This window comes from Micromonospora sp. NPDC005413 (genome assembly GCF_040606435.1).
GTDB lineage: Bacteria > Actinomycetota > Actinomycetes > Mycobacteriales > Micromonosporaceae > Micromonospora.
The window spans coordinates 42909-55306 of record NZ_JBEXEV010000003.1; the positions used below are offsets into that span (position 1 = coordinate 42909).

Annotated in this window: 16 protein-coding genes; 9 read left to right on the forward strand and 7 right to left on the reverse strand. The window is 71.8% G+C overall.

Translation table 11 applies throughout. The annotated features are described in order from the left end of the window. Window positions 1–22 precede the first annotated feature (22 nt). Window positions 23–277: a hypothetical protein gene (locus tag ABZS37_RS06045; RefSeq protein WP_355165998.1), complete on the forward strand. Its 255-nt coding sequence runs from the start codon at window positions 23–25 to the stop codon at window positions 275–277. Here the strand turns inward: ABZS37_RS06045 and ABZS37_RS06050 are convergent. After that, entirely contained in the window at window positions 235–1542 is a 1308-nt protein-coding gene (locus ABZS37_RS06050; RefSeq protein ID WP_355166000.1) for an MFS transporter, read from the reverse strand. The two genes, ABZS37_RS06045 and ABZS37_RS06050, sit on opposite strands and share 43 nt — an antisense overlap. Window positions 1543–1619: 77 nt before the next feature. Here ABZS37_RS06050 and ABZS37_RS06055 point away from each other — a divergent pair, with 77 nt between their 5' ends. Further along, window positions 1620–1910, forward strand: a complete 291-nt coding sequence (locus tag ABZS37_RS06055; RefSeq protein ID WP_355166002.1) for a hypothetical protein — start codon at window positions 1620–1622, stop codon at window positions 1908–1910. On the opposite strand, the gene ABZS37_RS06060 is transcribed toward ABZS37_RS06055, so the two are convergent. Then, entirely contained in the window at window positions 1907–2356 is a 450-nt protein-coding gene (locus ABZS37_RS06060; RefSeq protein WP_355166004.1) for a hypothetical protein, read from the reverse strand. The genes ABZS37_RS06055 and ABZS37_RS06060 overlap by 4 nt on opposite strands. Before the next feature lie 162 nt (window positions 2357–2518). Between ABZS37_RS06060 and ABZS37_RS06065 the strand changes: the two genes are divergently transcribed. Then, window positions 2519–2872, forward strand: a complete 354-nt coding sequence (locus ABZS37_RS06065; RefSeq protein ID WP_355166006.1) for a DUF6401 family natural product biosynthesis protein — start codon at window positions 2519–2521, stop codon at window positions 2870–2872. Between the two features lie 67 nt (window positions 2873–2939). Here the strand turns inward: ABZS37_RS06065 and ABZS37_RS06070 are convergent, their stop codons facing one another. After that, window positions 2940–3749, reverse strand: a complete 810-nt coding sequence (locus ABZS37_RS06070; protein ID WP_355166008.1) for a hypothetical protein — start codon at window positions 3747–3749, stop codon at window positions 2940–2942. A 199-nt stretch (window positions 3750–3948) separates the two neighbouring features. Between ABZS37_RS06070 and ABZS37_RS06075 the strand changes: the two genes are divergently transcribed. The 3 genes from ABZS37_RS06075 to ABZS37_RS06085 all read left to right on the forward strand — a co-directional run bounded on the left by ABZS37_RS06075 (window position 3949) and on the right by ABZS37_RS06085 (window position 8193). Next, on the forward strand, window positions 3949–6087 hold the full coding sequence (locus ABZS37_RS06075) for a SpoIIE family protein phosphatase (protein ID WP_355166010.1): 2139 nt from the start codon (window positions 3949–3951) through the stop codon (window positions 6085–6087). A gap of 27 nt (window positions 6088–6114) precedes the next feature. After that, window positions 6115–6792 carry an HAD family hydrolase gene (locus ABZS37_RS06080; protein WP_355166012.1) on the forward strand — a complete coding sequence of 226 codons (678 nt, stop codon included), beginning with the start codon at window positions 6115–6117 and terminating at the stop codon, window positions 6790–6792. A 105-nt stretch (window positions 6793–6897) separates the two neighbouring features. After that, entirely contained in the window at window positions 6898–8193 is a 1296-nt protein-coding gene (locus tag ABZS37_RS06085; protein WP_355166014.1) for a cation:proton antiporter, read from the forward strand. A gap of 34 nt (window positions 8194–8227) precedes the next feature. Here ABZS37_RS06085 and ABZS37_RS06090 read toward each other — a convergent pair whose 3' ends face one another. The 3 genes from ABZS37_RS06090 to ABZS37_RS06100 form a co-directional block, all read right to left on the reverse strand. Beyond that, window positions 8228–9187, reverse strand: coding sequence for an FAD-dependent oxidoreductase (locus ABZS37_RS06090; protein ID WP_355166016.1), 960 nt, complete (start codon window positions 9185–9187; stop codon window positions 8228–8230). Window positions 9188–9427: 240 nt separating this feature from the next. Beyond that, the gene (locus tag ABZS37_RS06095; RefSeq protein WP_355166018.1) at window positions 9428–9616 is read right to left on the reverse strand and encodes a DUF397 domain-containing protein; all 189 of its coding nucleotides are present in this window, start codon (window positions 9614–9616) and stop codon (window positions 9428–9430) included. Further along, complete coding sequence (locus ABZS37_RS06100; RefSeq protein ID WP_355166020.1) at window positions 9603–10400, reverse strand: helix-turn-helix transcriptional regulator; 798 nt, start codon at window positions 10398–10400, stop codon at window positions 9603–9605. The genes ABZS37_RS06095 and ABZS37_RS06100 overlap by 14 nt, the downstream gene beginning before the upstream one ends. A gap of 252 nt (window positions 10401–10652) precedes the next feature. Here ABZS37_RS06100 and ABZS37_RS06105 point away from each other — a divergent pair, with 252 nt between their 5' ends. From ABZS37_RS06105 to ABZS37_RS06115, 3 genes are all read left to right on the forward strand, one after another. Beyond that, complete coding sequence (locus ABZS37_RS06105) at window positions 10653–10928, forward strand: hypothetical protein (RefSeq protein ID WP_355166022.1); 276 nt, start codon at window positions 10653–10655, stop codon at window positions 10926–10928. Continuing rightward, the gene (locus ABZS37_RS06110; protein WP_355166024.1) at window positions 10925–11278 is read left to right on the forward strand and encodes a hypothetical protein; all 354 of its coding nucleotides are present in this window, start codon (window positions 10925–10927) and stop codon (window positions 11276–11278) included. The genes ABZS37_RS06105 and ABZS37_RS06110 overlap by 4 nt, the downstream gene beginning before the upstream one ends. Window positions 11279–11555: 277 nt before the next feature. Then, complete coding sequence (locus ABZS37_RS06115; RefSeq protein WP_355166508.1) at window positions 11556–11771, forward strand: DUF3072 domain-containing protein; 216 nt, start codon at window positions 11556–11558, stop codon at window positions 11769–11771. Window positions 11772–11863: 92 nt separating this feature from the next. Here the strand turns inward: ABZS37_RS06115 and ABZS37_RS06120 are convergent, their stop codons facing one another. Next, window positions 11864–12364 (reverse strand): metallophosphoesterase, encoded by a 501-nt coding sequence (locus ABZS37_RS06120; protein ID WP_355166026.1) that lies wholly within the window; start codon window positions 12362–12364, stop codon window positions 11864–11866. Window positions 12365–12398 lie beyond the last annotated feature (34 nt).

Here is a 12398-nt window from a genome sequence, read left to right on the forward strand (position 1 = left end):
GCGCCCGGGTACGGCTGATGGCATGACCGACGACAGGGTGTGGCGGGACGAGGAACGGCTTCCGTTGGAAGAGCTGGAGCGCGCCGTGTCGGGCTCCAGCCTCGACGGGCAGGCCGACGACGTGACCGGCAACGACGCAGGCGAGGAGGCCGCGTTCGGGCACGGGCCGGCAGCGGCGGACCGTGACGGGCAGGCCCAGGGCAGCGGCCAGGAGCCCACCGACCCGGAGCGCGCCTACCGCCCGTCCACCACCGGCCGGACCGGGCCCGACGTCTGAGCCTCCCCGGCGAGCTGAGCGGGCACCGGCTGCTCGGCCAGCTCCGGGGCGGGCCGGCCGGTCGGTCGGCGGGCACCCAACTCGTACAGCACGATCAACGCCAGCGCGAGCACCACCAGGGCCGAACCCAGCACCTCGACAGACGTGTTGCCGATCAGCACACCGAGCCCGGCCGGGACGAGCGCCGCGCCGATGCCGGCGGCGCCGATCTGAAGCCCGATGGCCCGGTCCGCGTGCGCAGGGCCGACCCGGTCGGCGGTGGTGAGAGTGAGCAGCGGGAACACCGGTGCGGCGGCGAAACCGACCACGACCAGGCCGAGCACCGCCAACGCGGCCGGCCCGGGGACGGCGATCAGCACCGCGCCCACGGCCATTCCGGCAAGGCTCACGCGCAGCACCAGCCCGGATCCCAGCCGCTCGGCCACCACACCCTGCACCACCCGGCCGACGAAGAGGCTGCCCCAGTACGCGGAGACGCAGCCGCCGGCCACCGCCGCGCTCAGCCCACGCCCCTCGGTCAGCAGCAGGAACGCCCACAGTCCGGCGGACACCTCGATGGCGACGTACAGCACGAAGGCGAGCGTCCCCGACCAGACCGCCGGCAACCGCAGCGTCGCCCGGACCGGGACCCGGACCGTCGGCGACGTGCCGCCACTCGCACTCGCGGCGGCGGCGCCCGTCTCGGTGGTGCCCGGGACGCTGCGTTTCCAGGCCCGGACGGTGAGCGCGAACGCGGCGGCGAGAACGAGCTGGGCGGCGGCCACGATGCCGTACCCCCAGCGCCAGGCGAGACCGGCGCTCAGCGCGGCGGTCATGATCAGCGGGCCGATCGCCACGCCCAGGCCGAAGAAGGCGTGCAACCAGTTCATGTGGCGCGGGCCGAAGGCCCCGGCGGCGTACGCGTTGAGCCCGGAGTCGACCGCGCCGGAGCCGAGCCCGAGCAGCAGCGCACAGCCCACCAGCACGGCCAGCACAGGGCTCAGGGAATAGCCGGTCAGCGCCAGGCTGGCCAGCAGGGTGCTGCCGGCGAGCAGCGCACCCACACCGACCCGGGCCAGCGTGAACCCGGCCAGCACGCTGGAGGTGAGATAGCCGATGGTGCCCGCGGTGAGCACCAACCCGACCGCCTCGGTCGGTACGCCGAAGTCGCCCCGGATCGAGGGCCAGCCGACGCCGAGCAGACCGTCGGGCAGGCCGAGGCTGACGAACGCGAGGTAGGCCAGCAGGAGCAGCGAGGCGCGAGGGCGCGAGGGCGTGGTGGACACGAGACACCATCCTGCCGCAGCGACACCCTAGTGCCGGAGGCACCCGATCGTTCGCGGCGGCAAGAAGTCGTGCCCGGATGGTCGAGAAAATGGACAGCTCATCCAGAATCGGCCGATCGGAGGACGGCAAGCCGGCTGGTTCGCGTAAGAATTTCGGAATGCATCAAGGCTCCGGAATCCTCTCATCGCGTCAGCGTCGGCTCGCCTGGCTCGGCTTCCTGCTCGCCGCGCTGCAGGCACCCGTGTCCGCCTGGCTCGTCGCCGACGAGTCGTGGCTGTTCAGCCTGTGCGTCGCACTGATGGTGGCCACGGTGATCATCGCCGACGACGCGGCACGGCGGCGCCCGGCCGGCGCGACCGGCGACTAACCTTCGCTGCCCGGTCGGGCCTCGTGCCCCGGCCGGCCCCGGCTGCGGCGGCGTTCCTTCATCTCCGCCTCGTAGAGGTGGCGTCGCCCGCCCACCAACTCGTCGCGGGCCTGCTGGTCCAACTCCCGGAACAGCGCGTGGTAGCCGTCGTCGAAATCCTCGACGATCTGGAACGTCCACCGGCCGGCGATGACGTTGCGGCCCAGCAACTCCGTGTCGATCCGGTCGGCCAGCCGCGGATGCCCGGCGGCGCGGAACCGCTCCACCGCGTCGTCGAGCATGAGGTCGGCATGCCCGATCAGCTGGTGCAGCGAATACAGATGCCCCCGGGCCCGCTCCACGCACTCCAGCGCCTCGCTGAGCTTGCCGAGCGCGGCGATCGTCGCGTCGCTCACCTCGGCCGGCCGCCGGTGCTGCTCGTCCGGTCCGTCCGTCTGCTGTCCCATCCGTGCCTCCGTGCCGTGTGCCACTGTGTGCGGGTGGTTCTCCTGCTGCCCCGTCTGTGCCGGATCAACCCCCGCGGTCAGCCCCGGTCGCCCAGTGGCACAGCCGACATCCGCCAAGCGGCCGAGGTCGGCGCGGTGACCGGTCGGTTAGCCTCGGTCACCATGCGTGTGCCGTTCAACCGGGTCGCCTCCCGTACCGCCGTCGACTCGGCGCGGTCCACCCTGGCCGCCCTCACCGTCTCCGTCGGCACCGTCGGGCTCGCCGCCGCCGCCGCGCGACCAGGGCTGCTGGCCCTCGTCGACCAGCACGCGGCCGCCGTACGCGACAGCCTCGACGGTGACCGCCGACCGCTGACCGCAGCGACGCTCGCCGGCTACGCCGAGGGGGTCCGCGTGGCCGCCCTGGAGCACGGTTGGGCGCCGCCGAGCGGGCCGGTGGACTGGAGCCACCCGGAGTGGCTGCTCACCCGGCTGCTCGCGGTCTGCGCGTTGGCCCGCTCGCTCGACCGGGCCTGACGCGGGCGGGGAGGGCATTCCGCGTCGCACGCGGAACACCCTCCCACCGGCCGTGCCGTTCCCGCCGCTACGAGCGGTATTGCTGGGCCTCGTCCACCTGGGGCATGGCCTGGGTGCGGTCGCCCCCACGGTCGGCCATCTGGCGCTCCACGTCGCTACGCCCGGCCGCCGTGGCCTGACGCTGCTGCTGCACCGCCCGGGCCTCCTTGGCCGCCCGGTCCAGCCAGCCGTCCCAGCGGTTCTGCATCGGTTTCACGAGACCACCACCGACACCGATGATCAGGATGCCGGCCACCGTGGCGAGCACCGCGATCAGCACCGGGGTGGTCACCGTGGTGGCGATACCCACCTGGTTCAGCGCGGCGATCACGCCGAGCGCGATGATGAAGATCGCCGTCAGGTCGGCCAGAACCTTGCCGTACGAGAGCCCTCCCAGCGCCCCGGTGACCAGATCCCGGACGGCGTTGGCGATCGCGGCCGCCACCACCACCACGATGATCGCGACGAACGCCCGTGGCAGCCACGCCACCACACCCCTGATCAGGTCACTGATCGCGTTGGGCCCCCAGACGCCGAAGGCGAACTGCAGGGTGAACAGCAGGACTGCGTAGTACGCCAGTCTGGCCAGGATGTCGCTGGCGTCGTACTTCGTTCTCTCCAGTGCCCGTTTGATGCCTCCGCGTTCGACGGCCTCGTCGAAGCGCACCCGTTCCAGCACCGTGTCCACGATCTTGAGGACCGCTCTGGCGATAAGCCAGCCGACCACGAGGATCACGATGAAGGCCACTGCCTTCGGGATGAAGAGCAGCACCGACCTCCAGGTGTCGGCGATGGCATCACCGATATCGGCCTGCCGGACCGCGAGGGTTTTCAGCATGATGTCCCTCCTGTCGCATGGACTGCGCCGGGCGCATACCCGGCAACCGGAGTGGCAGTCCGCGCAGCACGCCGCATTTTTTGCGACAAGCCGCCGGACAAGGGCCTTGAACTGCCCGAACGGCCACCGGCGGCGAGGGCGGCGACGGCCCGCCGCCATGATCGGATGCCTTTTCCGGTCGGCCGACTAGGCTGCGAACATGCCAGGAACGGTCGGGCGAGTCCCCACGCCAGCAACTCCGGGCCCAGGCGCATCCACCGGGCCCGGCGCGCCCGCTGCCGTGCTCGCCCACGACTGGGCCGGCACCCCGCTGGGCCCACCCGAGGGCTGGGACGTGGCGATCCGGGCCGTGGTCGAGCTCATCCTCGCCTCGCCGATGCCGATGGCCCTGGCGTACGGCGACGACCTCGTCCTGCTCTACAACGCCGGTTACGCCGAGTTGCTGGGCACCGAGCACCCGAGCGCCCTCGGCCGCCCGGCCGCCGAGGTGTTCGACGACATCTGGGCGCTGCCCGGTCTCGGTGCGGTGATCGAGCGCACCTACCGGCAGGGCGTGCCGTTCCTGGAGAAGGAATCCACCATCCCGATGGTCCGTGGGCACTCCGCGCCGGTGGAGCAGGCGGTCTTCACCCGGGGCTACTCGCCGGTGCGCGACAGCGCCGGGCAGATCGTCGGCGTGTTGACGGTCGCGGCCGAGACCACCCATGTCACCGAGCAGTTGCAGAGCCTCAGCGAGGTGGCCGCGGCCCTCGCCGGCACGCTCACCCTCGATGACGTGGCCCGGGTGGCGCTACGGTACGCGATCACCACGTTCGACCCCGACCAGGCCTCGTTCGGGGTCGACGAGGGCGGCGGCGGTTGGCGCATGGTGCGCCGGGTCCGTGGCGAGTTGCTGGACGAGGCCGACGAGCGGCTTCCCCCGCTCTGGCGGCGCGCGCCGGCGGACTGGTCGGCTCCGGTGGTGCAGGTGGCACGCTCCGGCGCCCCGTCGTTCACCAACGACGGGCAACCGCTGCGCGAGACCGCGGTGGACCGCCACGACCAGAAGATCCGCTCGATGGCGGCCCTGCCCCTGGGCACGTCGGTGGTCCGCGGCGGGCTGGCGGTCGGCTACCAGGTGCCGCATGCCTGGTCGCCCGCCGAGCGGGCGCTCCTGGCCGCCTCGGCCGAGCTGATCGGCCAGGCCGCGGAGCGGGCCCGCCGGTTCGAGACCCAGCACGGCACCGCCCAACTGTTGCAACGCAGCATGTTGCCGGAGCACCTGCCGGACCTGCCCCGGTTGCGGATCGCGGCCCGCTACGACCCCGGGGTGGACGGCAACGCCGCCGGAGGCGACTTCTACGACGCTTTCCTGCTGCCCAACGGCGGGCTCGGCGTGGTGTTGGGCGACGTCGCCGGGCACGACGTGCAGGCCGCCGCGCGGATGGGGCAGGTCCGCGCCGCGCTGCGCGCGCTGGCCCTGACCGACCCGGCGCCCGACGCGGTGCTGGCCGGGCTGGACCGGCTGGTGACCAGCCTGGGCGCGGAGGCCGGCACCCACGAGCTCTTCGTCACCGTGGCGTTCGGGGTGATCGACGCGGAGCGACGGGAGCTGACCCTGGCCAGCGCCGGTCATCCCGCGCCACTGATCCGCCGTAGCGACCCGGACGGCCGCTCCCACGCCGAGTACGTCGACGTGCCGGCCGGCCCTCCGCTGGGTCTGGGCGGCCGGCCGGGCACCACCACTGTCGCGTTCCGCCCCGGTGACACCCTGCTGCTGTTCAGCGACGGGGTGGTGGAGCGTCGCCGACACAGCCTCAGTGCCGGGCTGGCCACCCTCGGCGACGCCGTCGGCAAGGCCGCCAGTGGCGACCCCCGCGCGCTCTGCGCGGTGGCCACCGCAGCGGTACCGGGCGGCACCGAGGACGACGTGGCCGTGCTGGCGGTCGAGCACGCGCTCAAGCCGAGCCGCTCGGCGAGCATGGAGGTGCCCGCGGAGCCGACCGCGCCCAGCCGGGTCCGACACTGGATGACCGGCCAGCTCACCGAGTGGCAGGTGCCCGAGTCGGTGATCGGGGCGGCCGTGCTGTGCACCAGCGAGCTGACCACCAACGCGTTGCTGCACGCCGGCACCGCCGCCCGGGTGGAGATCGACCTCAGTCCCGAGCGGCTGCTGGTCTCGGTCGCCGACTCCGGCACCCGGGGGACCGTGACCCGGACCCGCACCGACACGTTGAGCAGTCGCGGGCGCGGTCTCGGCCTGATCGAGGAGCTCAGTGACGCCTGGGGCACCGACCCGTCGGTCCGCGGCTCCACGGTCTGGTTCGAGATCCTCACCCCGCCGGCCGAGCGCCCCTGAGACCACCCGAACGGGTAGGAGGACGCCATGCGTACCGACCGGCTCGCCGGGGTCCTCTTCGACGTCGACGGGACCCTGGTCGACACCACCTACCTGCACACCGTCAGTTGGTGGGAGGCGTTACGCCAGACCGATCAGCCGGTGCCGATGGCGATGGTGCACCGCTCGATCGGGATGGGATCGGACAAGCTGCTCGACCACCTGCTCGGCCCTGAGCGGGACCGCGACGCCGACACGAAGCTGCGCGACGCGCACGACACCCTGTACGCCGAGTACTGGGAGCGGCTCACGCCGCTTCCCCGGGCTGCGGACCTGCTGCGCGCCTGCGCGGAGCGAGGGCTGCGGGTGGTGCTCGCCACCTCCGCCTCGGAACCTGAGGTCGGCGCGTTGCGACGGGCGCTGGCCGCCGACGACGTGATCGAGACTGTCACCTCCTCGGCGGACGCCCAGCAGAGCAAGCCGGCCCCGGACATCGTGGTGGCGGCGCTGGAGCAGTCCGGGTTGGCCGCCGAGCGGGTGGTCTTCGTCGGCGACTCGGTGTGGGACGTCGTCGCGGCCGGCAGGTTGAACATCCCGTGTGTGGGGCTGACGTGCGGCGGCACCAGCCGCGGCGAGTTGGCCGGCGCTGGCGCGGTGGCGGTGTACGACGACCCGGGCGCGCTGTTGGCCGAACTGGCGGACTCGCCGCTCGCCCGACCGCGCTGAGGCTCACTCCGGTTCACCGGCTCGTGCGCGCATAGCCGGAGGCCCTGTGGGGCAAGGTCTGTCTCCGCCTGCCCGCGCCGCGCGGGTGCGCGGAAGGATGGTGCCGTGGAGCCGGTAGATGTGGCGTTCGCGCTGGTGGGCCTGGGCGCTCTGCTCGCGGGCATCCTGCCGCGGGTGCTGGAGCAGCGTCCGCTGTCCATGCCGATCGCCTTCCTCGCCCTCGGCATGCTGGTGTTCCTGCTGCCCGTCGGACTGCCCACACCCGACCCGCTGGCCCACCCGGAGCTGGCCACGCACCTCACCGAGATCGGGGTCATCGTCGCGCTGATGGGCGCCGGGCTCAAGATAGACCGGCCGTTGAGTTGGAGGCGGTGGTCGTCCACCTGGCGGCTGCTGGCCATCGCGATGCCCCTGTGCATCGCGGCGGTGGCACTGCTCGGCTGGTGGTGGGCGGGGCTGGTGCCGGCCGCCGCACTGCTGTTGGGCGCCGCGCTGGCCCCGACCGACCCGGTGCTCGCCGCCGACGTGCAGGTCGGCGAGCCGACGGACGTGGAGGACTCCGAGGACGAGGTCCGCTTCGCGTTGACCTCCGAGGCTGGCCTGAACGACGGGCTGGCGTTCCCGTTCGTCTACGCCGCCATCGCCATCGCCTCGACCAGCCTCGCCCCGCGCGACTGGTTGGCCGAGTGGTTCGCCGTGGACGTGCTCTGGAAGGTGAGCGCCGGGGTTGGGGGCGGCCTGCTCATCGGCTGGCTGCTCGGCAAGCTGTTCTTCCGCGCGCCCAGCAAGCTGCGGCTGGCCCGGCACGCCGAGGGCTTCCTGGCGCTGGCCGCGACGTTCCTGGCGTACGGGCTGGTGGAGGTGATCGGCGGGTACGGCTTCCTGGCGGTGTTCGTGGCCGCCCGGGCGATCCGGGCCGCCGAGCGGACCCACGAGTTCCACTCGGTGCTGCACGACTTCGCCGAGCAGGTCGAACGGCTGCTCACCCTGGTGCTGTTGCTGCTGCTCGGCGGCGCGATCGTGGGTGGCCTGCTGGTCCCGCTGACCTGGCCGGCGGCTGCCGTCGGGCTGGCGCTGGTGTTCCTGATTCGGCCGCTGATGGGCTGGTTGTCACTGCGCGGCGCGCCGGGCAGGCCGGCCGAGCACTGGGTCATCTCGTCGTTCGGCATCCGCGGCGTCGGCTCGTTCTACTACCTCGCGTACGCCACCACGAAGGCCGACTTCCCGCAGGCCGAACTGCTCTGGGCGACCGTCGGGCTGGTGGTGCTCGTGTCCGTGGTGGTGCACGGCATCACGGCAACGCCGGTCATGCAGTTGCTGGACCGGGAGGGCGAGCGGACCTCCGACCCGAGCGAACGTGACACTGATGCCCGGCCCGTCGCCACGGCCGGCCACGCCTGAGCCCGCGACCACCCGCCCGGCGAGCCAGACGCGTTCAGGCCAGTTGGGCGGCCAGGGCACGGCCGAGGTCCCGGCCCGAGCGCCAGGCGCTCTCGACCCGGGGCTTGCCGAACGCGTCGCCGGCCAGGCCGATCCCGTCGGCATCCAGGTGGTGGGTGTCGCCGCCAGCGCCGCTGGCCGGCTTCGCGTACGTCCAGCGATGCACGTGCACGTGGACGGCCTGCTCGGGCAACCCCAGCAAATCCCGGACGGCCTGCTGGATCGCCGGACCGGCCCCGGTGGGCTGGGCCAGGTGCCCGGCGGCGAACTCCGGCACGGTGTGCGCGACCAGCACCGGGGCACCGTCACCGCGCCGGTCGCCGTCGTCGCAGACGAGGCTGAGAACCGGGTGGTCGTTGACGAACGCACCACGGATGTCCGGCCAGCGCCGGGTCGGGAAACGCAGCACCGCGGCCAGTGACGGCGACCAGCGCTGCGCCTGCACGACCCGGGTGGCCTCGGTCAGGGCCGGGTCGAGCAGCAGTGCGGCCTGCGGGCCCGGCATGGCCAGGGCGACCGCCGCGCACGGCGCGCCGTCCACGGCCGGCCCGGGCTCCACGCTGAGCACCAGCCGGTCCACGGTCACCGGCACCGCGCCGGCCAGGTGCTCGACCAACGAGCGCAGCCCACGCGGGGCGGCGAAGCGCATCGGCCCGGGCACGTCGTGGTGCCCGTTCCGGTCGTACGCCTGGAAGGTGTCGGTCCATTCCCGGACCAGGCCTGCGGCCCCCCACTGCTCGACCACGGCGGCGAAGTCCGGGTCGGTGGCGGTGAAGTAGGCGGCACCGATGTCCGCGGGCCGGCCCTCGAAGCGTTTGCTGGCCATCCGGCCACCGCAGACGTGCCCTCGCTCCCGGACCTGCACTGGCACCCCGGCCCGGGTCAGCTCCACCGCGCAGGCCACCCCGGCGATGCCCGCCCCGACCACCACCACACCCGACCGGTCCACGCTCATCCGGTGATCGTAGGTGGCCGTCCGTGGGCATGAAGCGCCTCGCCCATTGATCGACCCGACCGATGACCCGCCAGCGCTCTACGTGCTCTACACCAGGCACGCCAGGCTGCTTGGCCTGGCCCTGAGGCTTGGGCCTTCCATCGGCCACGCGCTGGGCTCGATCGCCACCCGCGAGGCGAAGGCGCCCAACAACGAAGCAGGCCCCCAGCATCACGCTGAAAGACCTGCCTTATTGTCCTGTTAGGACTGCTTGGCGAACCCGACGAACGACTGCCAGGTGGCCGGCTCGAAGGCCAGCACCGGGCCGGACGGGTCCTTGCTGTCGCGGACGGCAATCACTCCAGGCAGGTTGTCGGCCACCTCAACGCAGTCGCCGCCGCTCGTTCCGCTGCGGGTTGATTTCTTCCACTGAGCGCTACTGAGGTCCATGCTGGCTCTCTACTTCCTTCAAGAGGGCTACCGATAGGTTGTGCGGGAGGGCTACGCCCCTCACGCTCTCCCATCTCGCCATCAGCGTAGCGACTCCACCCTCAACATCCACGGGAGTGCCTGCAAGCTGGTTCTCCAGGTGTCCGACCCATGCGCCGTCCGGAAGCATGGCCAAGGCCAGTGGCCCGGACAGCCCGACGTGTAGGCCGGCGGCGGCTGGAATCACATGGATGTGGATGTGAGGCAGCTCCGACATCCTCAGCAGATGCGCAAGCTGCTCGACCATGATCGCGTCAAGCCGGCGCAGTGCGGACTCATCAATAACCGCGATCACCTGCGGAGGTCGCTCGCGTCGCAGGACCTCTTGACGCTCCAGCCGAGAGGCGACCTGCTGTTCGACCTCATCCTCCGGGCGAGTGTCATCGAAGCGCAGGACCGCTCGCGCGTAATTCGCCGTCTGGAGCAGGCCGGGGATGAGCGTTGGGTTGAAGTACCGGAGCTGCTTCGCGGCGCGCTCGGCATCGAGCCAGGGCTTGAACCAGCTCGGCTGCCCGTCGCGCCGCGCCTCCTTCAGCAGGTACTCGAACAGGCCCCCGGTCTCCAGGATTTCGTCCGCACGCCGGGCGTATGGCAGGTCCAACGCGCGGGTGCCAGTCTCCACGGCGGACACGGTCGAGCCCGAGTAGTTCGTGCGCTTGCCGAATTCATCCTGGTTCATGCCGGTCAGCGTGCGCTGCCTGCGGAGCTGGGCACGGATCATATCGGCCGTCTGCTCGCGCTCCAAGGGTCCTCCAGGGGTTCGCCAAGATCACCAAGCGTCACCAGATCCGGACGGTGAACACCAGACCATCACCGAGACCAGCGAGAACGCCTTCCGAGGGTAGCGGCGTCCTCACCAGACTGTGAAGTGCGCGGTGCCGAGTTGCTTCCCCCTTGGTACCTCGGCACCGCGCCCCGAGGATTCGGGGTCCGGGTCGTGGAGGGGGATTGGAGTTCGCGGCCCGGACTCCGTGCAACTGCAAGGAGGGGTGCGTCCGTGGATGACGACGATGCCGATCTGGCCCAGCCGAGGCACCGGCCGCATCGGTCGAAGCGCTTCCCGGGTGGCCGCAAGTGCGCGTGCCCCTTCTGCCGCACCGCCCGCAAGTCGAAGCGGACCAACGACGCCCCGGCGCAGCGGGTCACGCGGTATGACCCGCCCCTGGTCGGCGGCTTCGTACCGCCCTTCAGTCCCTCGTGGAACGCCCCAACAGAGATCAACTGGACCTTGGCCGCCGAGATGGTGACCCGTAGGCAGGAGATGACTCAATGAGCCTCAGCACTCAGGCGCCACCGCCCCTCGCCGGCCCGAAGCCCAGCCGCCCGAGCGATCACCGCACGCGGAAGCCCCACACCCCACTGCGTCCGATGTGGTTCTGCCGGGTGGATGGCCAGCCGTGGCCCTGCGCGGAGGCCAAGCTTCTACTCAGGGCCGAGTTCGAGGACAACAGGCCCGGCCTCTCGATCTACCTGGCGGGCATGTTCTACGAGGCGACCAGGGATCTGTACCACCTGAACCCGCACGACGGGCCGACCCCGCGAGAGCTGTACGAGCGCTTCGTCGCGTGGGGGCCGTTCCGCAAGCCCGCCGTCGATCCCTCCGAGGGTGCCGGCGGCGCATAGGTGTCCTCAGCAAGTGGCCCGAGCGCCCGTACACACTGAAGCTCCCGAACGACAGCCCGATCGGACGGGCGGGCCAACCTCGATAAGGCTGGCCCACTTCGTTCCACGCGGGTACCGGCGCCTTTGGCGTCCGCAGGCCGAGATGATCGAGCAGTCGACGCGCCCGGTCCACAGCGGGTCACCACCAGACGGCGGCGGGGCGGCAGCGGCCGTCGGCGGGCATGAACCACCGAGTATCGGGGTACTGGCACACCTGTTCGAAGAGAGGGTGATGACGATGACGGACCGCAGCAACGAGTACGCCGACCCGCGCGGCGCGATCAAGGACCCCGACGAGTGGGTCACCGGCGACGAGCCGCCGACGGCGGCGCAGGAGTCCTACCTGAACACGCTCGCCCGTGAGGCCGACGCGGACCTCCCGGACGACCTCACCAAGGCCGAGGCGTCCAAGCAGATTGACGAACTCCAAGCCCAAACAGGCCGAGGCCAGTAACCCCACCCCACCCCTGCGCGATCTTGCACTTTCTGTCGCGACATAACACACATTCCTCGCGATACACCGACAGCAAGTGCAAGATCGCGGGGTCAGGGGCGGGGAAGACTGTGCAGGCGCACCTGAGCCAGGCTGCCCGCGCGGATCTCGGCGGTGAGGTAGGTGGCGTGGGGTTGGGAGCGGCGGTCGGTGGGTGAGCCGGGGTTGAGTAGGCGCAGCCCACCGGGCGCTTCGGTGTCCCACGGGATGTGCGAGTGCCCGAAGACCAGCACGTCGACATCGGGGAACCGGGCCGCGCACCGCTTCTCGCGGCCGGTCCGTGGCCCGGTCTCGTGCACCACCGCGACCCGCAGTCCGTCGAGCTCGACCTGAGCCACCTCCGGCAGCCGGGCGCGCAGCGCCGGGCCGTCGTTGTTGCCGTACACCCCGATCAGTCGGCGCGAACGCACGGTCATCGCGTCGAGCAGTGCCTCGTCCACCCAGTCGCCAGCGTGCACCACCACGTCCGCCTCCTCGATGGCCGTCCAGAGCGGCCCAGGCAGATCCCGGGCCCGCTTCGGTAGGTGGGTGTCCGCCGTGAGTACGAGCCGCATCCCGGCATTCTCCCCCGAGCCCTGGCCGCCCACC

What these genes read in the sequence shown, in the direction of transcription:
- ABZS37_RS06055 (WP_355166002.1), top strand. Translation starts at nt 1,620, where the DNA reads ATGGTCGAGAAAATGGACAGCTCATCCAGAATCGGCCGATCGGAGGAC.
- ABZS37_RS06115 (WP_355166508.1), top strand. Translation starts at nt 11,556, where the DNA reads ATGACGGACCGCAGCAACGAGTACGCCGACCCGCGCGGCGCGATCAAG.
- ABZS37_RS06065 (WP_355166006.1), top strand. Translation starts at nt 2,519, where the DNA reads ATGCGTGTGCCGTTCAACCGGGTCGCCTCCCGTACCGCCGTCGACTCG.
- ABZS37_RS06090 (WP_355166016.1), bottom strand. Translation starts at nt 9,187, where the DNA reads ATGAGCGTGGACCGGTCGGGTGTGGTGGTGGTCGGGGCGGGCATCGCC.
- ABZS37_RS06045 (WP_355165998.1), top strand. Translation starts at nt 23, where the DNA reads ATGACCGACGACAGGGTGTGGCGGGACGAGGAACGGCTTCCGTTGGAA.
- ABZS37_RS06110 (WP_355166024.1), top strand. Translation starts at nt 10,925, where the DNA reads ATGAGCCTCAGCACTCAGGCGCCACCGCCCCTCGCCGGCCCGAAGCCC.
- ABZS37_RS06070 (WP_355166008.1), bottom strand. Translation starts at nt 3,749, where the DNA reads ATGCTGAAAACCCTCGCGGTCCGGCAGGCCGATATCGGTGATGCCATC.
- ABZS37_RS06060 (WP_355166004.1), bottom strand. Translation starts at nt 2,356, where the DNA reads ATGGGACAGCAGACGGACGGACCGGACGAGCAGCACCGGCGGCCGGCC.
- ABZS37_RS06080 (WP_355166012.1), top strand. Translation starts at nt 6,115, where the DNA reads ATGCGTACCGACCGGCTCGCCGGGGTCCTCTTCGACGTCGACGGGACC.
- ABZS37_RS06095 (WP_355166018.1), bottom strand. Translation starts at nt 9,616, where the DNA reads ATGGACCTCAGTAGCGCTCAGTGGAAGAAATCAACCCGCAGCGGAACG.
- ABZS37_RS06120 (WP_355166026.1), bottom strand. Translation starts at nt 12,364, where the DNA reads ATGCGGCTCGTACTCACGGCGGACACCCACCTACCGAAGCGGGCCCGG.
- ABZS37_RS06075 (WP_355166010.1), top strand. Translation starts at nt 3,949, where the DNA reads ATGCCAGGAACGGTCGGGCGAGTCCCCACGCCAGCAACTCCGGGCCCA.